This window comes from Bradyrhizobium sp. CIR18 (assembly GCF_014198295.1).
Lineage (GTDB): Bacteria > Pseudomonadota > Alphaproteobacteria > Rhizobiales > Xanthobacteraceae > Bradyrhizobium.
Genome location: NZ_JACIHF010000032.1, coordinates 1 through 20,877 on the forward strand (window position 1 = coordinate 1; position 20,877 = coordinate 20,877).

Genomic DNA, 20,877 nt, shown 5'->3' on the forward strand with positions numbered 1-20,877 from the left:
GTGTTCATGCCCGAACGCGTCACCCGCGTGCCCTTGTCCTCGCGCGAGATCGCGGGCGTGCTGAACTTGCGCGGCCGCATCGTCACCGTGGTCGATATGCGCGCCCGGCTCGGCCTGCCGCAGCCCGAGGACGGCAAGGTGCCGATGGCGGTCGGCGTCGACCTCCGCGGTGAATCCTATGGCCTGCTGATCGACCAGATCGGCGAGGTGCTGCGCCTGCCCGAAGCCGGCATGGAAGAAAATCCCGTCAACCTCGACCCCCGCATGGCCAAGCTCGCCGGCGGCGTCCACCGCCTCGAGGGCCAGCTCATGGTCGTCCTCGACGTCGATCGCGTCCTCGAGCTCGAAACCAAAGTGCAGATGGCTGCGTGAGCCAACGAAACATCGAAGCCGGAGAACCAAAATGAAGACCTGCTTGGTGGTTGATGATTCCAGCGTGGTGCGCAAGATCGCCCGCCGGATCCTGGAAGGCCTGGAATTCGAAGTTACCGAGGCCGAGGACGGCTCGAAGGCGCTCGAGATCTGTCAGCGGCAGCTGCCCGATGCGGTGCTGCTCGACTGGAACATGCCCGTGATGGACGGCTTCGAATTCATGGGCCACATGCGCCGCCTGCCCGGCGGCGACCAGCCCAAGGTGGTGTTCTGCACCACCGAGAACAATGTGGCGCATATCGCCCAGGCGCTCAGCGGCGGCGCCAACGAGTACATCATGAAGCCTTTCGATAAGGACATCATCGCCGACAAGTTCGCTGAAGTTGGTTTGATCCCGGTCGGACAAGCCATGGTCTGAGTGTGTCTGGCCCGCGTATTTCGGCCAGAGTGTTCCAGTACAAGCTTCGAAGAGGCCATCCGTGACCCCGACCGAGTATGAGTATCTGCGTAAGTTCCTAAAGGAAAATTCCGGTCTCGATCTTTCCGCAGACAAGCAATATCTGATCGAAAGCCGGCTGCTGCCGCTGGCCCGCAAGGCCGGACTCTCCGGCATCGGCGAGCTCGTGCAGAAGCTGCAAGGCGGCGCGCGCACGGTGATCACCGACGTGGTCGAAGCCATGACCACCAACGAGACCTTCTTCTTCCGCGACAAGGTCCCGTTCGATCATTTCCGCGACACCATCATGCCCGAGATCATCAAGGCGCGGGCCGCCCGCCGCAGCATACGGATCTGGTGCGCCGCCGGCTCGACCGGGCAGGAGCCCTATTCGCTGGCGATGTGCCTGAAGGAGATGAGCGCGGCTCTCACCGGCTGGCGCATCGAGATCATCGCGACCGACCTGTCGCAGGAGGTGCTGGAGAAGGCCAAGGCCGGAATCTACAGCCAGTTCGAGGTGCAGCGCGGCCTGCCGATCCAGATGCTGATGAAATATTTCAAGCAGACCGGCGAGACCTGGCAGGTCAATCCCGAATTGCGGGCGATGATCCAGCACCGGCAGCTCAACCTGCTGCACGATTTCGCGCAGCTCGGCACCTTCGACGTCATCTTCTGCCGCAACGTGCTGATCTATTTCGATCAGGACACCAAGATCAACATCTTCAACCGGCTGGCCCGTCAGATCGAGCCCGACGGCTTCCTGGTGCTGGGCGCGGCCGAAACCGTGGTCGGCCTGACCGATACGTTCCGGCCGATTCCGGAGCGGCGCGGCCTCTACAAGCCGAACGATCCGCGTGCCGCAGCCGCCAAGCCGGCTCTGGCCGGCGCGGCGCCGCGCCTGGCGGCCATGGCAGGACGATAGAACATGGCCGAGGATGGCAAGGGTACGGAACGCGTGACTTTCAGTCGCGGCTACGATGTCTGCATCATGGCCATCGACGGCACCTGGCGCCGCGACTGCAAGCTCAACGCGATCTCCGATACCGACGCCATCCTCACGGTGGAAGGCTCGATCCAGGGGTTGAACCTGAAAGAGTTCTTCCTGCTGTTGTCGTCCACGGGCCTCGCCTACCGCCGCTGCGAGCTGGTCCGCGTCAACGGCGCCGAGATGGACATTCAGTTCCTCCGCGGCAAGAACAGGAAGAAGCGCGGCGCAGCCGGCGGCCGCGACGAAGCGGCGTGATCCGCCCGCATCCGTCGCCGTCTTTTCCGGTCCGTTGCTTCACATTTTCTGAAAACATCCGAATGAATTCGCGACAGGGCCTTTACGTGGCCTAAGCGCGAACCGTGTATCCATTGATGGTCCCAATCTCAGGATACTGAAATGCCCAGAAGTTCTCTTTCCCCCATCTCCTCAAACCTGCCCGACGGCGCCGAGCGGCGTGCGCTTCAGCTCCTGGTGGTCGATGACGACGCCACGCAGCGCAGCCTCATCACGGTCGCCGCCAAGCAGGCCGGCCACGAAGTCACCGTGGCGCCGTCAGTGGCGGATGCGATCGAGAAGCTCCGCGCGGCGCGCTTCGACTGCGTGACGCTTGATCTCGTGCTGGAGGATGGCGACGGCATCGACGTGCTGCGCGAGATGGCGGCAGCAAAGTTCGGTGGCGCCGTGATCGTCATCAGCGGCATGGACGGCAAGCGCCGCAGCGCCGCCCGCAGCTTCGCCCGGTCCGTCGGGATCGAGCTCCAGAGCCTGCCGAAGCCGCTCGACCTCGCGGCCTTGCGCATCAGCCTCGCCAATCTCGGCAAGACCGCGATGGGCCTTCCGGCGATCCATACCTGGGGTGGTGTCGCCACCGACGCGATCGTGGAACGACACCGCGCCTAGGACTTGCGGAGCTGCCATGCGATGAATGCGGCCGGCGTGCCGCTGATCGCGCTCTATGCCGGGGTGCCGGTTTCCGACAGACATTGCAGGGCGTGGCCGAGGCCCGCCCGGCAGGCGTTGAGAGCGGCGCTCGCCGTCGCATAGCGCGGCGTGACGTCGTCGAGCACGAAAATGTCGGCGGAACCGGCCGGATCGCCGTTATCGTCGTGCGCCAGACCCATTTCCAGCAGGCCAGCTTCCATCATGGCTGCGTCGATCAGGCGCATGCTGCTCTCGATCCGTGTGATCAGGGCGCGAAGATCGGCAGCGATCAACTGACGGCTGTCAGTTTCAGGCATCGCGATGAGCGGGGGTGTGCCAGCGAAATTTAGCATGGATATTCTCCGTACCCCGCAATTAGGCACCCTGCCGCTACTTGTGCGTTAAGTCCATGTCCCGTACAAATACGGGTGGGCCGAATCCGCGCCGAACGCCATAACGGTTTGGCGCGGACGCGAGTCCTTCATGCCAACTGGATGTGGCACATGGCCGAACAAAGCTCTCGCGGTGAAATCTTCGTGGTCGACGACGACCCTGCCGTTCGCGACACCCTGTCGATGGTGTTGAAGGCGGCGGGCTATGAGGTGATCTGTTTTGCGGACGGCGCAGCGCTGCTCTCCGTCGCGCGAAACCGCACACCGGCTGCGATCCTGCTCGACGTGAACATTCCCGGAAAGTCGGGCCTCGACATCCTGAAGGAGCTGCACGGCGAGGATTATCCGGCGCCGATCTTCATGATCTCCGGGCAGGGCGACATCGCGATGGCGGTGGGCGCGATCAAGAGCGGCGCGCTCGACTTCATCGAGAAGCCGTTCCGCGGCAGCGAGATCGTCGGCCGGCTCGACGAGGCGATCGGCGCCTATGCGCGCAGGCAGGCGGAGAACGCCTCGCCGAAATTCGGCTCGCTGCACTTCCCCGGGCGCGAGCCGCTGACGCGCAGGGAGCGCGAGGTGCTCGAGCAGTTCGCCTCCGGTGCGTCCAACAAGGAAGCCGGCCGCACCCTCGGCATCAGCCCGCGCACCATCGAGGATCACCGCGCCAACATCATGAAAAAGCTCGGCGCGCGCAACGCCGCCGATCTGATCCGCATCGTGATGACCGCGGCCCAGCGCGCGTCGTAAAATGGTGTCGTGCCCCGGACACAGCGCATCATGCAATGATGCGTTGCTGAGCCGGGGCCCATCTCTCTAGTATCACTGTCGGCAATCCTGGGTCCCGGCTCTGCACAGCAGCGCTGCGCGCTGCGGTGCGTCCATGACAGGAGCGCGAGACCTCAAGCGCTCAACGCCTTGCGGATGATCCGCGCGAGATCCGATTTGCGATAAGGCTTGGCCAGCAGCAGGACGCCGGAATCCAGCCGGCCGTGATGGATGATCGCATTCTCGGTATAGCCCGACGTGTAGACCACCCTGAGATCGGGGCGTGTCTTCATCAGTTCGTCGGCGAGCTGCCGTCCGTTCATCTTGCCGGGCATGATGACGTCGGTGAACAGCAGGTCGAACGGCTTGCCGGCGGCAACGATCGCCAGCGCCTCCGCCGCATTCGCGGCCTGCAAGGTGACGTAACCCAGCGCATGCAGCTGCGCCAGCACGTAGTCGCGCACCAGCCGGTCGTCCTCGACCACCAGGATCGTCTCGTGTCCGCCCTCGATCGTCGCCGGCGTCACGCCCTCGCCGACCGCTGTCGGCGTCGTGCCGGGTGGCAGGTACATCTTGATCGTGGTGCCGTGGCCTTCCTCGCTGTAGATCTTGATGTGGCCTGCGGACTGCTTGATGAAGCCGTAGACCATCGACAGCCCGAGCCCGGTGCCCTTGCCCGGTCCCTTCGAGGTGAAGAAGGGGTCGAACACCCTGGTCAGCATGTTCGCAGGGATCCCGGTGCCGGTGTCGCTCACGGCGATCAGCACGTAATGGCCGGGACGGACGTCGTTGCCGCTGGCATAGACCTCGTCGAGATAGGCGGCGCCGGTCTCCACGATCAGCTTGCCGCCGCCGGGCATGGCGTCGCGGGCATTGAGCGCGAGATTGAGGATCGCGGTGGTGAGCTGGTTGGGATCGACGATCGCGACGCAATTCTCGTCCTCGAACACCGATTCGATCTGGATCTGCTCGCCCAGCGTCGGCCGCAACAGCTTCGCGGTGTCGACGACCAGCGAGTTGATGTCGATCTCGCGCGGCTGGAGCGGCTGCTTGCGCGCGAAGGCCAGCAGGTGCTGGGTCAGATCGGCGCCGCGCGCGGCGGCCTCGTCGATCATCTTCGTGATGGCCGCAAGCTGCGGCTCCTTCTCGACGGCTTCCGCGAGGATCTCGATCGTCCCGGTGATGACGGTGAGGATGTTGTTGAAATCGTGCGCCACGCCGCCGGTGAGCTGGCCGACCGCCTCCATCTTCTCGGCATGGCGGATGCGCTCCTCGGCGGCGATCTTGTCGGTGAGGTCGCGGTAGAAGACGTTGAACAGCAGGCCTTCGCGGCGCTTCAGCGCGGTGACGCTCAGCTCGGCCTTGAATTCCTTGCCGTCGCGGCGACGGCACATCAGCTCGCGGCGGCGGTTCAGCGTCCTGTCGCCCTCGTTCTCCAGGAAGTGCTTCAGGCCGGCCCTGACCCTTTCGCGTTCGCTCTCGGCGACGATCAGGTCGATCGTGCTCTTGCCGAGCACCTCGTCGCGGCGCCAGCCGAACAGCTGCTCGGCCTGCGAGTTCCAGTTCAGGATGCTGCTGGTCTCGTCGGTCTGGATGAAGGCGTCGAGCGAGGTCTCGACGATGTTGCGGGCGAGCCGCTCGCTCTCGCGCAGCGATTCCTGCGCGAGCCGCGCTTCCGTCATGTCGCGTCCGACGAAGAAGAAGCGCTGCGCCTGCTCGGACCAGTTGCCGAGCCAGGACAGCCAGACCTCGTGCCCGTTCTTGTGGAAGCAGCGGGTGTCGCCGAGCTTGGGGCGCTCGCCGCGCCGCATCGCGCGCATGTCCTCGCGCGATTGTGCCAGATGGTCGGGATGAATGAAGTCCGCGCCGCTGCGGCCGATCATCTCCTCCGGCCGGTAGCCGAGAATGGTCTCGCTGCTCGGGCTGATCTGCGCGACATGGCCCCGCGGGTCCATGACCATGATCAGATCCTGCGAGGTATCGAAGATCTGCCGGCGCTCTTCGAGCTGCTGCTGCAGCTGCCGCTCGGCCCGCCGCGCCTCGGTGAGACTGTGCGCAGTCCCGGAGACGCCGATGATCTCGCCGGACGGCCCCCTGATCGGCGAGAGGCTGAGTGAGATCTCGACCGGCGTGCCGTCCTTGCGCAGGCGCACCGTCTCGAACCGCTCGATCGGCTCGCCCCGCGCGATCCGCGCCAGATAGCCTTTGCCATGCTCGCGGCGGTCGGGCGGCACGATGATCGCGGTGGATTTTCCGATTGCCTCACTCGCCGAATAGCCATAGAGCCGCTCGGCAGCCGGATTCCAGCCCGTGATGATGGCGTCAAGCGTCTGCATCACGATCGCATCGTCGGACGATTCGACGGCGGCACTGAACAATTGCTCGCGTGCCGCATGATGGTTTCGTGCGGCCTCGGTGCGGCGATGCTCCTCGATCTCGCGTTGGAGCGCTGCCGTTTTCGCCCGCGTCTCTTCGACCATCTGGGCGAAGGCCCGCGCCAGCACGCCGGTCTCGCCGCTGGCATCGACGGGGATGTCGGCTGGCCGTCCGTTGCCGATGGCCTCCACCGCCGCGGTCAGGCGACCGATCGGACGAGTTAGCGAGCGCGCAAGCAGCACCGCGAGTAAGGCCGCGGCGAGGACAGCGAGGATACCGACCAGTAAGGACGTTCTTTGAATCGCCGCCGGTACGAGGCCGAACACCGGCGCGGGGATTGTCTCGATGATTGCGACCCATTCTTTGCCCACGAGCAGCGCCGGCGCGATCGCCGCCCCGCTCGGCCGGCCCGACCCGTCGGTCATGAGGCGCGTGGATCCCTCCAGCGTACCGGTCAAGGCACCAAAATACGGAAAGTCCTTGCGCCAGTCGTTGGGACGATCATGCAATGCGCCGAATTCTCGCGTGCGATCCGGATGAACGAGATAGTCGCCGCGCGAATTCACGACGTAGATCTCGCCCCCCGAGGTCGATGTCGCGCGGACGCGGTCGAGCGCCGGACGCATGTCGATATTGGCGATGATGATCCCGAACGGCTTGCCATCCGGCGTGAACAGCGGCGTTGCGACCCGCAGCGTCGGAACGTGCAGGGCGGTGGTGCCTCCCTGGCGGGTCGCGAGATCGATGGGTGAAACGTAAATCTCGCCCGGCGCCAGGCGTATCGTGTCCTCAAAGTACGTTCGTTCGCCCTTGCGCTCCAGTTCGCCGCTGGGGACGATCCGTGCCGTTCCATTCGGGCCAGAGCGGTCGACGCGGACCAGCTCGCGCTGATCGTCGTCGAGACCGATGATGCGAAACTGCCCGTAGATGGGTTTGGCCTCGATCTCGGCCGCGAGCCGCGTGGCGATACGCTCGCGCCAGGTTTGCTCCGAGACGCCGTCTGAAGGGTCAATTCCTCCGGCCACGTGAGCGCGGATCAGGCCATTGATCGCCGCGGCAGAGCGATAGCCGATCAAATCGCCGCGGGCCCCGGCAACATAGGATTCCAGATTGGCCGCGAGCAGGCGCGACTGGGCCCCGACCCGCTCCAGGACGCGCGGAATGACCGCTTGCGTGGTGTTGCGAAAGCCGAGCCATCCGACTGCGGCCACGGTGACCGCCACCAGCAGGATCATCGCGATCGCCAGCCGCGTTGCGAGGGTCAAGCGGATGTTCGCAGAGCTTCCCGGATGACCACGCCTGGTCTGGCCTGGAGCCTCGGCGCGCCCTTCATCGGTGGCCGGAGCTGACATCGGACCCCTCCGGCGCGCCTGCTTTCAGGCAGCCATCGACAGCGGCGAGCAGGGCGTCAGGCCGGAACGGCTTTTGCAGACTTGCCACCGCGCCGAGCTTGGTCGCCATCTTCAGGAAGTCCGGTTCCGCATAGGCGTCCGGCGTGATCGAGCGGCCGGAAATGACGATGATCGGAATGGCCGGAGCCAGCACCCGGATGTGACGCATTGTCTCCAGCCCGTCCATGCCGGGCATGAAGATGTCGAGAAACAGGAGGTCGAACCGGCTGGCCTCGAACAGCGCAAGTCCCTTGCGGCCATCGCCGGCGACCGTGACGTGATGACCGGCCCTCTCCAGGAGCAGCCGGATCGTGATTTGAACGGCCGGGTCGTCATCCACGATCAGGATGTTGGCCACGTCTGAATTCCTCCGGGCCGGACAGGACGTCCCCACCGGCCGCAAATCAAACCATCAAAGACGAAATTGTTGCGCGGATTCCGCCCGGCCTGCAAGCACTTCGCGAGTGCCCGGTGAATGCTCGCCCAAGGGAAGCATGCTTATGCACGGTTACGTGCATAGGGGCTTCGCCAGGCTGGTGGTCTGTCTAATCGGTCAAATATTCCGGATAATGGCTCCGGATCTTGTCGAGCTCGCTGAGCGTGCCCGATAGGTGCTTTCGCAGATGCTGTTGCGCGGCGTCGGGGTCGCCGGCTTCGATCGCGCGGGTGATCAGCTTGTGGTGGCGGACGATGTTCTGGGCCTTGCCGGGCGAGGGCAAGTGCAGCCGGCGCAGCCGGTCGATATGTCCGCTGCGGCTGCGCACCAGCGTCCACAGCTCCTGCTTGCCAGCCGCAGCATAAAGCTGGGCGTGAAAATCATTGTCGGCGGCGATGAAGCTCTCGAAATCGCCGGCCTTGGCGAACTGCTGCTGAAGCGCGATCACATGGTCGAGGCGGAGGACCAGGGCCTGGTCATGCTGCTCGGCGAGCAGCCGGACGATTTCGAGCTCGAGCGCCTGGCGCAGGAAATGGGCCTGCTCGGCCCGGCCGACATCGACCCGGCTGACCACGGTCGCGTGCTGCGGAAACACGTCCACGAGCCCTTCTTCCTCGAGTCGCATCAGGGCGTCGCGGATCGGCGTCGAGCTGACGCCGAATTGCGCAGCGAGATCGGTGCGCGACAGCGGCGAGCCCGGGGGCAGTTCGAGCGCGAGAATGGCGTTGCGCAGCCGCTCGAACACCTGCGGCGCGGCCTGCCGAGCCCGGTCGAGCGGCGCCCCCCGGCGGGCGGTCGCGCGGGACGCGGAATGGGCGGTTTCCATACGAGGGGCTCCGGGAGGCTTGCCTTTGATGCACTAATGCATTAGTGCATCAGCAGGATCGCTCGTCAATGGCGGCCGGAGGAAACGAACAATTATGATCAAGCCATTCCAGCGTGGCGCTGCCGCCATCGCCCTGATCGTCGCAACCGTGCTGGCGGCTTCGCCGGCGCGTGCGCAGCAGAAGTCCGAGATCGCGCTGTCGCGCCAGCCCGGCATTTTCTACATGCCGAGCCACATCATGGAGAAGCTGAAGCTGATCGAGAAGCACGCAGCTTCACTCGGCCTCGCAGGCATCACCACCAAATGGATCACCTTCTCCGGCGGCGGCGCGCAGACCGATGCGCTGCTCGCGGGCGGCGTCGACATCCTCAACACCGGCACCGGCAATCTTCTGCTGCTCTGGGACCGCACCCGCGGCGGCGTGAAGGGCATCGTCGCGACCTCGGCACAGCCGATGACGCTGATCAGCCGCGACGCCAACATCAAGTCGATCAAGGACTTTGGCCCGGCGGACAAGATCGCGGTGCCGACCGTCAAGGTCTCGACCCAGGCGATTGTGCTGCAGATCGCAGCCGCCGAGGCCTTCGGCGCCGACCAATGGTCGAAGCTGGATGCCAACACCGTGCAGCTCGGCCATCCCGATGCCTATGCGGCGCTGTCCAATCCCAAGCACGAGGTGCACAACCACTTCTCGATCCCGCCGTTCACCTTCCTGGAGCTGAAGAACGTGCCGGGCGCGCATATCGTGCTGTCGTCGCCGGACGTGATGGGCGGACCGCTCAGCCAGGCGCAATTCTTCACCACCACGAAGTTCGCCGAGGCCAATCCAAAGATCATCCAGGCGGTGCGCGACGCCACCAAGGAAGCGCAGGCCCTGATCCGCAGCGACACCAAGCAGGCGGTCGAGATCTACAAGGAGATCACCGGCGACAAGACCTCGGTCGAGGAGCTGCTCGATCTGCTCAAGGAGCCCGGCATGATGGAGTGGAATCTCGAGCCGCAGGGCACGATGAAGTTCGCCGCGCATCTGTTCAAGACCGGCACGCTAAAGAGCCAGCCCAAGGCCTGGACGGATTACTATCTCCCCGTCGCGCACGATCTGAAGGGCAACTGATGGCGCTGCTCGACGTCAGCTCCGTGACGCTGCGCTACAAGACCTCCAGCGCAGTCGTCACCGCCACCGAGAGGGTGAGTTTCACGGTCGACAAATCCGACCGCTTCGTGCTGCTCGGTCCCTCCGGCTGCGGCAAGTCGACCCTGCTCAAGGCCGTCGGCGGCTACATGACCCCGAGCGAGGGCCGCATGACCATCGGCGATCGCGAGATCCACGGTCCCGGCGCCGACCGCATGATGATCTTCCAGGAGTTCGACCAGCTCCTGCCCTGGAAGAGCGTGCTCGCCAACGTCATGTTTCCGCTGCTGACCGCGCGAAAACTGTCGCGCAGGGACGCCGAGGCCAAGGCACGGGCCTATATCGAGAAGGTCGGCCTCACCCGCGTGGTCGATGCCTATCCGCACACGCTGTCCGGCGGCATGAAGCAGCGTGTGGCGATCGCGCGCGGCATGGCGATGGAGCCCGACATCCTCTTGATGGACGAGCCGTTCGCGGCGCTCGACGCGCTGACGCGCCGGACCTGCCAGGACGAGCTGCTCCAGCTCTGGAGCGAGACCAAATTCACCGTGCTGTTCGTGACCCATTCGATTGCGGAAGCGATCCGCATCGGCAACCGCATCCTGCTGCTGTCGCCGCATCCCGGCCGCGTCAAGGCCGAGGTGATCGACGTCGACAAGGTTTCGAACGAGGACGGCAGCGCCGGCCGGCTGGAGAAGGAGATCCACGATCTCCTGTTCGCCGGCGAAGCCACCGCGCACTGAGGAGCCTCTGATGGGCGAAGCCAAGATATTGCTGCGGGCCGAGCCGGCCGCCGCCAGTTCAGCCGCGGGCGAGGTCGAGCGCAAGCTGAGCGTGCTCGAGCTGTTGTGGAACGACGGCTTCGTCCGCAAGTCGGTGATCATCCTGTTCCTGGCGGCGGTCTGGGAAGCCTACGGCGTCGCTCTCGACAATCCGCTGTTGTTCCCGACGCTGCACGATACCGCCATCACGCTGTTCGACCGCGTCAAGGACGGCACCATTCCGATGCGGGCCTGGACGTCGCTGAAAGTGCTGTTCATGGGCTATTCCGCCGGCATCGTGCTCGCCGCGATCTTCACCGTGCTCGCGATCTCCACCCGGATCGGCACCGACTTCCTCGAGACCGTGACGGCGATGTTCAATCCGTTGCCGGCGATCGCGCTGTTGCCGCTCGCATTGATCTGGTTCGGCCTCGGCAATGGCAGCCTCGTCTTCGTGCTGATCCATTCGGTGCTGTGGCCGGTCGCGCTCAACACCCATTCCGGCTTCAAGAGCGTGTCCAACACGCTGCGTATGGTCGGGCGCAATTACGGCCTGCGCGGATTGCCCTATGTGGCAAAGATCCTGATCCCCGCGGCGTTCGGCTCGATCCTCACCGGTCTCAAGATCGGCTGGGCCTTTGCCTGGCGCACGCTGATTGCGGCCGAGCTGGTGTTCGGCGTGTCCTCGGGGCAGGGCGGCCTTGGCTGGTTCATCTTCGAGAACCGCAATCTGCTCGACATACCCGCGGTGTTCGCGGGCCTCTTGACGGTGATCATCATTGGGCTCTTTGTCGAGAACCTGATCTTCCGCGCCATCGAGCGGAACACCGTGCAGAAATGGGGCACCCAATCATGACCAAGAAGAAAATAGCGCCCGACCAGCTCCGCAGCGCGCGCTGGTTCGCGCCCGACGATCTCCGCTCGTTCGGCCATCGCTCCCGCACCATGCAGATGGGCTACGCGCCGGAGGAGTGGAAGGACCGCCCGATCATCGCGATCCTCAACACCTGGTCGGATGCGCAGCCCTGCCACATGCACTTCAAGTCGCGCGTCGACGACGTCAAGCGCGGCATCCTGATGGCGGGCGGCCTGCCGATCGAGCTGCCGGCGCTGTCGTTGTCGGAATCGCTGTTGAAGCCGACCACCATGCTCTATCGCAATCTGCTGGCGATGGACGCCGAGGAGCTGTTGCGCAGCCATCCCGTCGACGGCGTGGTGCTGATGGGCGGCTGCGACAAGACCACGCCAGCGCTGCTGCTGGGCGCGACCTCGATGAACATTCCGGCGATCTATCTGCCGGCCGGCCCGATGCTGCGCGGCAATTGGAAGGGCAAGACGCTCGGCTCCGGCTCCGACGGCTGGAAATACTGGGACGAGCGCCGCGCCGGAAAGATTTCCGACAAGGACTGGCTCGACATCGAGGCCGGCATCGCCCGCAGCTACGGCACCTGCATGACCATGGGCACGGCCTCGACCATGACCGCGATTGCCGAAGCGATCGGCATGACGCTGCCGGGCGCTTCCTCGATCCCCGCTGCCGACGCCAATCACATCCGCATGGCCTCTGAATGCGGCCGCCGCATCGTCGAGATGGTGTGGGAGGACTTGACGCCGAAAGTGATTCAGACGCGGAAAGCCTTCGAAAACGCCATCGCGGTGGCGATGGCGATGGGCTGCTCCACTAATGCGATCATCCATCTGATCGCGCAGGCCCGCCGCGCCGGTCAGGACATCGGTCTCGACGATTTCGAAATCGCGAGCCGCAAGGTGCCCGTCATCGCCAACGTGCGGCCGAGCGGCGATGCCTATCTGATGGAGGACTTCTTCTATGCCGGCGGCCTGCCGGCGCTGATGGGCCAGATCAAACCACATCTGCATCTCGACTGCATCACGGTGACAGGAAAGACCATTGGCGACAATATCGAGGGTGCCGAAGTTCACAACGACGACGTAATCCGCGGAATCGACAACCCCATCTACAAGGAAGGCGCGCTCGCCGTGCTCAAGGGCAATCTCGCGCCCGACGGCTGCGTGATCAAACCCTCCGCCTGCGCGCCGCGCTTCCTCAAGCACACCGGACCCGCGCTGGTGTTCGACGATTATCCCTCGATGAAGAAGGCGGTCGACGATCCCAACCTGGATGTCACTGAGGACCACATTCTCATCCTGCGCAATGCCGGGCCGCAGGGCGGGCCGGGCATGCCGGAATGGGGCATGCTGCCGATCCCGACGAAACTGGTGAAGCAGGGGGTGCGCGACATGGTGCGCATCTCGGACGCGCGCATGAGCGGCACCAGCTACGGCGCCTGCATCCTGCACGTCTCGCCGGAATCCTATATCGGCGGCCCGCTGGCGCTGGTGCAGAACGGCGACCGCATCACGCTCGACGTTGCCGCGCGTACCATCAATCTCGACGTCCCCGAAGCCGAGCTGAAAAAACGCCGCGCCGCCTGGAAGCAGCCCGAGCGCCGCTTCGAGCGCGGCTACGGCTGGATGTTCACCAAGCACATCAAGCAGGCCAATGACGGCTGCGACTTCGACTTCCTCGAGACTGATTTCGGCGCGCCGATCGGCGAGCCGTCGATTTACTAAAGGACGCACATGTCAAAACTCAGCGAAGCCACCCGCACAAAACTCAAATCGGTCTCCACCGCGACCGTCGCCACCGCGCTGTTCAAGCGCGGGCTGCGCATCCAGATGATCCAGGACGTGCACCCGCTCGGTGCGGACCAGCCGACCATGGTCGGCGAGGCCTTCACGCTGCGCTACATGCCGGCGCGCGAGGATCTCAACACCATCGAGGTCTTCAAGGACCGCTCCCATCCGCAGCGCAAGGCGGTCGAAGATTGCCCTCCGGGCGCGGTGCTGGTGATGGACAGCCGCAAGGATGCGCGCGCGGCCTCGGCCGGCGCCATCCTGGTGACGCGCCTGATGAAACGCGGCGTCGCCGGCGTCGTCACCGACGGCGGCTTTCGCGATTCCGCCGAGATCGCCAAGCTCGGCATCCCCGCCTATCACCATCGCCCGTCGGCGCCGACCAACCTCACGCTGCACCAGGCGATCGAGATCAACGTCCCGATCGGCTGCGGTGACGCGCCGGTATTTCCCGGCGACGTCATCCTCGGCGATGCCGATGGCGTCATCGTGATCCCCGCGCATCTCGCCGATGAGATCGCCAACGAGACCTTCGAGATGACGGCGTTCGAGGATTTCGTCACCGAGGAGGTCGGCAAGGGCCGCGGCATCTTCGGTCTCTATCCCGCCACCGATCCGCAGACGCTCACCGACTTCGCGGCGTGGCGGAAGAAGAACGGCCGGTAAGGCCAGCGCCAAACCAAGTCAAGAAAACAGGCCGGCCACATCAAGCGCCGGCCTTTTATCACCCAGGGAGGATTTTATGAATTTCACGCGACGCAATCTCGTGGCCGGCGCCGGCGCAGCAATGGCGTCCACGCTTCTGGCCCGCGCCGCCGGCGCCCAGTCGTTCCCGTTCACGCCAAACCAGCGCTACCCCGACCCCGCCGTCCAGATCCTCGATCCCAGCTTCACAAAATACGGGCTCTACTCCTCGACGGTCGAGCAGGTCGCATCAGGCATGCGCTGGGTCGAAGGCCCGGCCTATTTCCCCGAGGGCGGCTATCTCCTGTTCTCCGACATTCCCAACAACCGGATCATGAAGTTTGACGAGAAGACCGGGCAGACCAGCGTGTTCCGCGCCAATGCCAATTATGCCAATGGCAATGCGCGCGACCGCCAGGGCCGTCTCGTCACCTGCGAGCATTCCGTCACCCGCCGCATCACCCGCACCGAGAAGGATGGCAAGGTCACCCTGCTCGCCGACAAGTTCGAGGGCAAGCGGCTGAACGCGCCGAACGACATCGTGGTGAAGTCCGACGACAGCATCTGGTTCACCGATCCCCTGTTCGGCATCAACGGCGAGTGGGAGGGCAAGAAGGAGAAGGCCGAGCAGGCCACCACCAACGTCTACCGCATCGCCAAGGACGGCAAGATCACCGCCGTCCTCACCGACCTCGTCAATCCCAACGGCCTCGCCTTCTCGCCGGACGAGAAGAAGCTCTATGTCGTCGAGTGGAAGGGCACGCCCAACCGCAGCATCTGGAGCTACAATGTCGGCGACGATGGCGCGCTCAGCGGCAAGACCAAGCTGATCGACGCCGCCGACCAGGGCTCGCTCGACGGCTTCCGCGTCGACCGCGACGGCAATCTCTGGTGCGGCTGGGGCTCCAACGGCGCGCTGCAGGGCGAGCCGACCGACGTCGGCGGCCGCAAGGTGTTTCAGCTCAGGGCGAGGCCCGAGGATCTCGACGGCGTCATGGTGTTCAACGCGGACGGCAAGCCGCTCGCCTTCATCAAGCTGCCCGAACGCTGCGCCAACCTCTGCTTCGGCGGCCCGAAGAACAACCGGCTGTACATGGCGAGCAGCCATTCGGTGTATGCGCTGTATGTCGAGGCGCACGGGGCGGTGTGAGTCTTCGCCTCTCCCCGCCCTACAAGACCGTCGTCCCTGCGAACGCAGGGACCCATAACCCCAGGGAGCAATTTGGCGAAGACTTGCAGTTAAGAAATCTTCGCCGGTACTGCTTTCGCCTTCCACCGATACATCACGCGGTATGGGTCCCCGCGTTCGCGGGGACGACAGCGGAGGATGTCGCTACGGCGGTGGGTGTGGCTACACCCCGGCCTGCGCCATCCCCGCCGCCCACAGCGCGAACGCATAGACGATCGCGACCTCGTCCAGTCGATCGAACCGCCCCGAGGCGCCGCCATGGCCGGCGCCCATATTGGTGCGGAGCAGGACCGGGCCGCCGCCGCTCATGGTGGCGCGCAGGCGCGCGATCCATTTGGCGGGCTCCCAGTAGGTGACGCGCGGATCGGTCAAGCCGCCCATCGCCAGGATCGCCGGATAGTCCTTCGCCGCGACATTGTCGTAAGGCGAGTAGGACAGGATCGTTCGAAAATCCTGCTCGCTCTCGATCGGGTTGCCCCATTCCGGCCATTCCGGCGGCGTCAGCGGCAGGGTGTCGTCGAGCATGGTGTTGAGCACGTCGACGAACGGTACTTCGGCGACGATCCCTGCGAACAATTCGCCGGCGCGGTTGGCGACCGCGCCCATCAGCATGCCGCCGGCCGAGCCGCCATGGCCGACGATGCGTTTTGCGCTGGTGTACTTCGCATCGATCAGCGCGCGGGCGCTGGCTGCGAAATCGTCGAACGAGTTGATCTTCATCTCGCGCTTGCCGTCGAGATACCAGCCCCAGCCCTTGTCGGCGCCGCCGCGGATATGGGCGATGGCGTAGACGAAGCCGCGGTCGACCAGCGACAGGCGGTTGGCGTTGAAGGAGGCCGGCATCGCCATGCCGTAGGAGCCGTAGCCGTAAAGCAGCAGCGGCGCCGTGCCGTCGAGCTTGAGCCCGCGACGGTAGAGGATCGACACCGGTACCTCGGCGCCGTCATGCGATTTCGCCGTGATGCGGGTGGTGACGTAATCGGCCGCATCGTGGCCCGACGGAATCTCCTGGCGCTTGCGCAAGGTGCGCGTGCGCTTGACCATGTCGTAGTCATAGACTTCCGACGGCGTCGTCATCGACGAATAGGCAAAGCGCAGATTCGTCGTCTCGAATTCGTAGGAGCCCATCGTATCCAGCGAATAGGCGGCCTCGTCGAAGGCGATGGCGTGCTCCTCGTTCGAGGCGAGATCGCGGATCACGATCGCCGGCAGCGCGTTGGCGCGCTCCAGCCGCACCAGATGGCCGGCATAGAGATCGAGGTCGATGAGGTAGATGCCGGGACGATACGGGATCAGGTCGCGCCAGTTCTTGCGCTCGGGCGAGAGGAGCTGCGCCGTGACGATCTTGAAGTCGATGGCATCGTCGGCATTGGTGAGGATGAAGAGCTGATCGCCGCGATCGGCCAGCGAATATTGCACGCCTTCCTCGCGCGCCGCGACCAGGCGCGGCGGCGCCCCGGGGTTGGCGAGATCGATCAGCCGCTGCTCCGAAGTCTCGTGATCGCCGCCGGCGATCACGCAGAAGCGGCCGCTGGTGCTCTCGTGCAGATGGGTGAACCAGCCGGCATCCTGCTCTTCATAGATCAGCGTGTCGTCGGCCTGCTTGGTGCCGAGCCGGTGCCGCCACACCTGCATCGGCCGGTGATTGTCGTCGAGCTTCACATAGAAGAAGCTCTTGCAATCCGCGGCCCAGACCACGCCGCCATCGGTCTCCTCGACCACGTCGTCGAGATCCCTGGCCGTTGCCCAGTCGCGCACGCGGATCGAAAAATATTCCGAGCCCTTGGTGTCGGCGCTCCAGGCCTGCAGCTTGTGATCGCAGGAGTGCCGGCTGCCGCCGAACCTGAAATATTTGTGATCCTTGGCGAGCGCATCGCCATCGAGCACGATCTCGCCGTCGCCGCCGTCGCGCGGCATGCGGCCGAACAGCTCGTGCTGTCCGCCCTCGCGAAACCTGCGGAAATAGGCAAACGCGCCGTCGGGCGAGGGCACGCTGGAATCGTCCTCCTTGATCCGCCCGCGCATCTCGCGCACCAGCGTCTTCTGCAGGGATGCGGTGTGGCCGAGCAGGCTCTCGGTGTAGCCGTTCTCCTCATCCAGATATTTGCGGATGTCGGGATCCAGCACCTTGGGATCGCGCAGCACCTCCTGCCATTTCGCGTCCTTCAGCCAGGCATAGTCGTCGGTCACGGTGATGCCGTGCCGCGTCAAGGAATGCGGCCGGCGCGGGGCGACGGGGGGCTGGGAAGGCGTCTTGGCTTGTGTCACTCGGTCCTCATTCGTGTCCGACGTCGCTGCTTTGCCTCTCCCCGCTTGCGGGGAGAGGCCGGATTGCATCAAAGATGCAATCCGGGTGAGGGGGACTCTCCGCGAGTCCAACTCTCACCGTCCTTGCGGAGACTCCCCCTCACCCCGACCCTCTCCCCGCATGCGGGGAGAGGGGGAAGGAAGCGGCTCGCCGCGTTCCCTTATATCGTTCCGCTTCCGTGGATTGCCAGCGCGGCTAGTGCCAAAGACTGGTGCCAAGCCTGCCGGGTTGTTGACCGGCCCCTTGTATGCTTTACGGACCAAAATCCCCGCCGCCGGTCCAGCCTGATGCTGTTCAATTCCTACCCGTTCATCCTGCTGTTCCTGCCGGTCGTTCTGGCGGGCTATTTCTGGCTTGGGCGGCGCAGCAATTTCACGCCGGTGATCTGGCTGGCGCTGGCCTCGCTCGCCTTCTATGCCATCGGCAACTGGCAGTTCGTGGCCCTGTTGCTGCTGTCGATCGGCTTCAATTACGGCGTCGGCCATCTCCTGATCGTGGCGAAGCTCGGTCCGTCACACCGAAAGGCGGCGCTCGCACTCGGTGTCGTCGGCGATCTGCTCGTGCTCGGCATCTTCAAATATGCCGGCTTCGCTGCCGAGAACATCAACACGCTGTTCGGCTCGCATCTTGCGGCTCACATGTTGCCGGTCGGCATCTCCTTCTACACCTTCACACAGATTGCCTTCCTGGTGGATGCGTATCGCGGACAGGTTGCGGCCTATGCGTTGCCGCATTACGCGCTGTTCGTGACCTATTTCCCGCATCTGATCGCCGGGCCCATTCTCCACCACAAGGACATGATCCCGCAGTTCGAGCGGAAGGAGACGAAGTATCCGGACGGACATCTGATGCTGTGCGGTGTCATCATCTTCGCCATCGGCCTGTTCAAGAAGACCTGTCTTGCCGACGGCATCCAGCCGCTGGTCGCGCTCGCCTTCGAGGCGCGCTCGCCGAGCTTCGATCAGGCCTGGTGTGGTGCGCTCGCCTACACGTTCCAGCTCTATTTCGACTTCTCCGGCTATTCCGACATGGCGATCGGGATATCGCTGATGTTCGGCATCTTCCTGCCCGTCAATTTCAACTCGCCCTACAAGGCGACCAGCATCGTCGAGTTCTGGCGCCGCTGGCACATGACGCTGTCGCAGTTCCTTCGCGACTATCTCTACATCCCGCTCGGGGGCAACCGCCACGGCCGCGTGCTGCGCTATGTCAATCTGATGATCACGATGCTGCTCGGCGGGCTCTGGCACGGCGCTGCCTGGACTTTTGTCATTTGGGGCGCGCTGCACGGCGCTTATCTCTGTGTCAACCACGCCTTCAACGCGCTGATGCCAACCATTCCGTCGCCCCTTGCGCGCCCGGCCCGCATCGCCGGAGCCGCGCTGACCTTCCTCGCCGTCGTCGTCGCCTGGGTGTTCTTCCGCGCCGAGAGCGTTGCGTGGGCGCTGCGGGTTCTCCACGCCATGGCCGATCCCTCCAACATCGTCTTCGGCCGCGAGGAGATCGCGGCGCTGGTGCTGGTCGCCGTCTACGCCGCGCTGGTGTGGCTGGCGCCGAACACGCAAGGCATTCTGGGATACGATCACGCTAACCGCCGGGTCGGCGAGAGCCTGCGGGCAGGGCGCATGCGGCCGCTGTTTCTCTATGGCGCATCGCTGGTGCTTGCATTCGGCATCTTGGGCATCCAGAGCCACAGCGAATTCATCTATTTCCGGTTCTGATGCGCAGGCCGTTCACCAGTCTCAAGCGCCTTCTGCTCGCGAGCATCGCATTCTTGCTTGGTGCTGCCGTGCTCACCTACGTCGTCGATCCCCTGCAACTGTTCCGTCCCTCGCGCTCCGCCTTCTATTCCGACGACACGCGCGTGCAGAATGCCGGTCTGATCCGCAGCCAGTCGTTCGACACCGCCTTCATGGGCACCTCGCTCGCGATCCATTTCCGCCAGAGCGACATCGACCGTGCGCTCGGCGTTCGCTCGCTCAAGCTGGCGATGACCGGCTCCAACTCACGCCAGCAGGCCTTCGTGCTGGAGCAGGCGATCGCGGGCGGCGCAAGGCGCGTGATCTGGGCGATGGACGATTTCATCTTCGTCGATGCGGCCGACATCGAGGCCGATCCCTATCTGTCCGTCGATCTCTATCGCGGGACGGCCAAGGGCATCGCATCCTATCTGTTCAGCGCCGCGATGGCGAAAGAGTCCCTGTTCACGCTGCTGCGGTCGGTCCCGCCGTTGCAAGGGCCGCTGACCCGCGCGGCGCCGTTTCTTCCCGTCAAGTTCGCGTTCGCCGATGTCGACGACATCTACGCGCTGCCGCGGGATTTCGACATTGCTCGCGAGTACAATGCGAGGAGGACGCTCGCCGCCTTCGCCTACATCACGAGCCCGGTGCGCAGCCGTTTTCTCGGCGAAGGCTACGGCTATGACGCCATGGTCAGGCATTTCGAGCGCGATGCCATCGGCCTGATCACGCGCCACCCCGACGTGACCTTCGACATCTACTTCCCGCCCTATTCGATCCTGCAATTCGTCGCGATGCGCGATGCCTCGCCCGAGACGCTGAAGATCGTCACCGATCTGACGGCAGTGGTCGCGCAGCGCCTGACGCAGCTTTCCAACGTGCGCCTGCACGATTTCCGCGCGATCAAGGCGGTGACGCACGACCTCGATAACTACGGCGACGTCATCCACCACTCGCCGGTCGTCGATGCGAAGGTGCTGCAGTGGCTGGCGAGCGGGGAGTATCGCGTCGATCCGAAGACGCCGACGGCGTCGCTGGATGAGCTGAAGGCGCAGGTCGAGGCGTATCGTGTCGCGCGCTGATCTTCCCCTCTCCCCCTGTGGGAGAGGGTGGCTCGCCGCGGAGCGGCGAGACGGGTGAGGGGTATCTCTCCGCGAATCGATCTCGAAATTGAGTTTGCGGAAACAACCCTCATCCGGCGCTTCGCGCCACCTTCTCCCACAAGGGGCCTGTTGCGTTATCGGCTTTTAAGGTTGAGGACAGCAGGAGAAGGGCCGTGGCTACGGCAATTGCCAGCCCAGTCTGTAGTGTTCGCCCTCGGCGGGCGGTTCAGGCCGCGATCGTGGCCCACCGTCTCATGTTGAAGGCGATCGAGGCGAGCAGGACCTGCCCGCTTGCCTTCATCAGACCGACGTAGCGGATGCAAGTCAGTCGCATGCGGCGTTTGAGAGTGGCGAAGGTGGTCTCAACCTGGGCTCGCCGGCGCGCGATGAGGCGGTTGTAGCG

General features: G+C 64.6%; 20 protein-coding genes. 14 read left to right on the plus strand and 6 right to left on the minus strand.

Annotated features, from left to right (window positions below):
* The 5 genes from GGD65_RS39585 to GGD65_RS39605 all read left to right on the plus strand — a co-directional run.
* A partial coding sequence (locus GGD65_RS39585; protein ID WP_183238720.1) for a chemotaxis protein CheW occupies positions 1-372 on the plus strand: 372 nt, incomplete at its 5' end.
* Positions 373-403: 31 nt separating this feature from the next.
* Entirely contained in the window at positions 404-790 is a 387-nt protein-coding gene (locus tag GGD65_RS39590; protein WP_018321619.1) for a response regulator, read from the plus strand.
* A gap of 61 nt (positions 791-851) precedes the next feature.
* A complete protein-coding gene (locus GGD65_RS39595) occupies positions 852-1,730 on the plus strand; it encodes a protein-glutamate O-methyltransferase CheR (protein WP_183238721.1) in 879 nt (292 codons plus the stop codon).
* Between the two features lie 3 nt (positions 1,731-1,733).
* The gene (locus GGD65_RS39600; protein ID WP_018321617.1) at positions 1,734-2,051 is read left to right on the plus strand and encodes a hypothetical protein; all 318 of its coding nucleotides are present in this window, start codon (positions 1,734-1,736) and stop codon (positions 2,049-2,051) included.
* Between the two features lie 141 nt (positions 2,052-2,192).
* Positions 2,193-2,696 carry a response regulator gene (locus GGD65_RS39605; protein ID WP_018321616.1) on the plus strand — a complete coding sequence of 168 codons (504 nt, stop codon included), beginning with the start codon at positions 2,193-2,195 and terminating at the stop codon, positions 2,694-2,696.
* A gap of 53 nt (positions 2,697-2,749) precedes the next feature.
* On the opposite strand, the gene GGD65_RS39610 is transcribed toward GGD65_RS39605, so the two are convergent.
* The gene (locus GGD65_RS39610) at positions 2,750-3,070 is read right to left on the minus strand and encodes a hypothetical protein (protein ID WP_183238722.1); all 321 of its coding nucleotides are present in this window, start codon (positions 3,068-3,070) and stop codon (positions 2,750-2,752) included.
* A 150-nt stretch (positions 3,071-3,220) separates the two neighbouring features.
* Here GGD65_RS39610 and GGD65_RS39615 point away from each other — a divergent pair, with 150 nt between their 5' ends.
* Positions 3,221-3,856: a response regulator transcription factor gene (locus GGD65_RS39615; RefSeq protein WP_026202588.1), complete on the plus strand. Its 636-nt coding sequence runs from the start codon at positions 3,221-3,223 to the stop codon at positions 3,854-3,856.
* A gap of 152 nt (positions 3,857-4,008) precedes the next feature.
* Here GGD65_RS39615 and GGD65_RS39620 read toward each other — a convergent pair whose 3' ends face one another.
* The 3 genes from GGD65_RS39620 to GGD65_RS39630 form a co-directional block, all read right to left on the minus strand.
* Positions 4,009-7,602, minus strand: a complete 3,594-nt coding sequence (locus tag GGD65_RS39620; RefSeq protein WP_183238723.1) for a PAS domain S-box protein — start codon at positions 7,600-7,602, stop codon at positions 4,009-4,011.
* Entirely contained in the window at positions 7,580-7,999 is a 420-nt protein-coding gene (locus GGD65_RS39625; protein ID WP_018321612.1) for a response regulator, read from the minus strand. The genes GGD65_RS39620 and GGD65_RS39625 overlap by 23 nt, the downstream gene beginning before the upstream one ends.
* A 187-nt stretch (positions 8,000-8,186) precedes the next feature.
* Complete coding sequence (locus GGD65_RS39630) at positions 8,187-8,903, minus strand: GntR family transcriptional regulator (protein ID WP_183238724.1); 717 nt, start codon at positions 8,901-8,903, stop codon at positions 8,187-8,189.
* A gap of 94 nt (positions 8,904-8,997) precedes the next feature.
* Here GGD65_RS39630 and GGD65_RS39635 point away from each other — a divergent pair, with 94 nt between their 5' ends.
* From GGD65_RS39635 to GGD65_RS39660, 6 genes are all read left to right on the plus strand, one after another.
* Positions 8,998-10,017, plus strand: a complete 1,020-nt coding sequence (locus GGD65_RS39635) for an ABC transporter substrate-binding protein (protein ID WP_018321610.1) — start codon at positions 8,998-9,000, stop codon at positions 10,015-10,017.
* Entirely contained in the window at positions 10,017-10,778 is a 762-nt protein-coding gene (locus tag GGD65_RS39640) for an ABC transporter ATP-binding protein (RefSeq protein ID WP_018321609.1), read from the plus strand. The genes GGD65_RS39635 and GGD65_RS39640 overlap by 1 nt, the downstream gene beginning before the upstream one ends.
* A gap of 10 nt (positions 10,779-10,788) precedes the next feature.
* Complete coding sequence (locus GGD65_RS39645; protein ID WP_179739756.1) at positions 10,789-11,652, plus strand: ABC transporter permease; 864 nt, start codon at positions 10,789-10,791, stop codon at positions 11,650-11,652.
* Positions 11,649-13,388, plus strand: a complete 1,740-nt coding sequence (araD, locus tag GGD65_RS39650) for an L-arabinonate dehydratase (RefSeq protein WP_183238725.1) — start codon at positions 11,649-11,651, stop codon at positions 13,386-13,388. Before GGD65_RS39645 ends, araD begins: the two co-directional genes overlap by 4 nt.
* A 9-nt stretch (positions 13,389-13,397) precedes the next feature.
* A complete protein-coding gene (locus GGD65_RS39655) occupies positions 13,398-14,117 on the plus strand; it encodes a ribonuclease activity regulator RraA (protein WP_018321606.1) in 720 nt (239 codons plus the stop codon).
* Between the two features lie 76 nt (positions 14,118-14,193).
* Positions 14,194-15,285 (plus strand): SMP-30/gluconolactonase/LRE family protein, encoded by a 1,092-nt coding sequence (locus GGD65_RS39660; RefSeq protein ID WP_183238726.1) that lies wholly within the window; start codon positions 14,194-14,196, stop codon positions 15,283-15,285.
* Between the two features lie 201 nt (positions 15,286-15,486).
* Here GGD65_RS39660 and GGD65_RS39665 read toward each other — a convergent pair whose 3' ends face one another.
* Entirely contained in the window at positions 15,487-17,592 is a 2,106-nt protein-coding gene (locus GGD65_RS39665; protein WP_183238727.1) for a S9 family peptidase, read from the minus strand.
* 327 nt (positions 17,593-17,919) lie between these two features.
* Here GGD65_RS39665 and GGD65_RS39670 point away from each other — a divergent pair, with 327 nt between their 5' ends.
* Together GGD65_RS39670 and GGD65_RS39675 are read left to right on the plus strand one after the other, a co-directional pair.
* The gene (locus GGD65_RS39670; protein ID WP_183238728.1) at positions 17,920-19,353 is read left to right on the plus strand and encodes an MBOAT family protein; all 1,434 of its coding nucleotides are present in this window, start codon (positions 17,920-17,922) and stop codon (positions 19,351-19,353) included.
* On the plus strand, positions 19,353-20,453 hold the full coding sequence (locus tag GGD65_RS39675) for a hypothetical protein (protein ID WP_183238729.1): 1,101 nt from the start codon (positions 19,353-19,355) through the stop codon (positions 20,451-20,453). The genes GGD65_RS39670 and GGD65_RS39675 overlap by 1 nt, the downstream gene beginning before the upstream one ends.
* 247 nt (positions 20,454-20,700) lie before the next feature.
* On the opposite strand, the gene GGD65_RS39680 is transcribed toward GGD65_RS39675, so the two are convergent.
* Positions 20,701-20,877: transposase (locus tag GGD65_RS39680; protein ID WP_183238730.1), on the minus strand; the 177-nt coding region annotated here is incomplete at its 5' end.

Coding starts and splice junctions, on each gene's coding strand:
- GGD65_RS39610 (WP_183238722.1), bottom strand. CDS start 3,070: ATGCTAAATTTCGCTGGCACACCCCCGCTCATCGCGATGCCTGAAACT.
- GGD65_RS39605 (WP_018321616.1), top strand. CDS start 2,193: ATGCCCAGAAGTTCTCTTTCCCCCATCTCCTCAAACCTGCCCGACGGC.
- GGD65_RS39640 (WP_018321609.1), top strand. CDS start 10,017: ATGGCGCTGCTCGACGTCAGCTCCGTGACGCTGCGCTACAAGACCTCC.
- GGD65_RS39630 (WP_183238724.1), bottom strand. CDS start 8,903: ATGGAAACCGCCCATTCCGCGTCCCGCGCGACCGCCCGCCGGGGGGCG.
- GGD65_RS39655 (WP_018321606.1), top strand. CDS start 13,398: ATGTCAAAACTCAGCGAAGCCACCCGCACAAAACTCAAATCGGTCTCC.
- GGD65_RS39670 (WP_183238728.1), top strand. CDS start 17,920: ATGCTGTTCAATTCCTACCCGTTCATCCTGCTGTTCCTGCCGGTCGTT.
- GGD65_RS39675 (WP_183238729.1), top strand. CDS start 19,353: ATGCGCAGGCCGTTCACCAGTCTCAAGCGCCTTCTGCTCGCGAGCATC.
- GGD65_RS39615 (WP_026202588.1), top strand. CDS start 3,221: ATGGCCGAACAAAGCTCTCGCGGTGAAATCTTCGTGGTCGACGACGAC.
- araD (WP_183238725.1), top strand. CDS start 11,649: ATGACCAAGAAGAAAATAGCGCCCGACCAGCTCCGCAGCGCGCGCTGG.
- GGD65_RS39635 (WP_018321610.1), top strand. CDS start 8,998: ATGATCAAGCCATTCCAGCGTGGCGCTGCCGCCATCGCCCTGATCGTC.
- GGD65_RS39660 (WP_183238726.1), top strand. CDS start 14,194: ATGAATTTCACGCGACGCAATCTCGTGGCCGGCGCCGGCGCAGCAATG.
- GGD65_RS39600 (WP_018321617.1), top strand. CDS start 1,734: ATGGCCGAGGATGGCAAGGGTACGGAACGCGTGACTTTCAGTCGCGGC.
- GGD65_RS39645 (WP_179739756.1), top strand. CDS start 10,789: ATGGGCGAAGCCAAGATATTGCTGCGGGCCGAGCCGGCCGCCGCCAGT.
- GGD65_RS39590 (WP_018321619.1), top strand. CDS start 404: ATGAAGACCTGCTTGGTGGTTGATGATTCCAGCGTGGTGCGCAAGATC.
- GGD65_RS39620 (WP_183238723.1), bottom strand. CDS start 7,602: ATGTCAGCTCCGGCCACCGATGAAGGGCGCGCCGAGGCTCCAGGCCAG.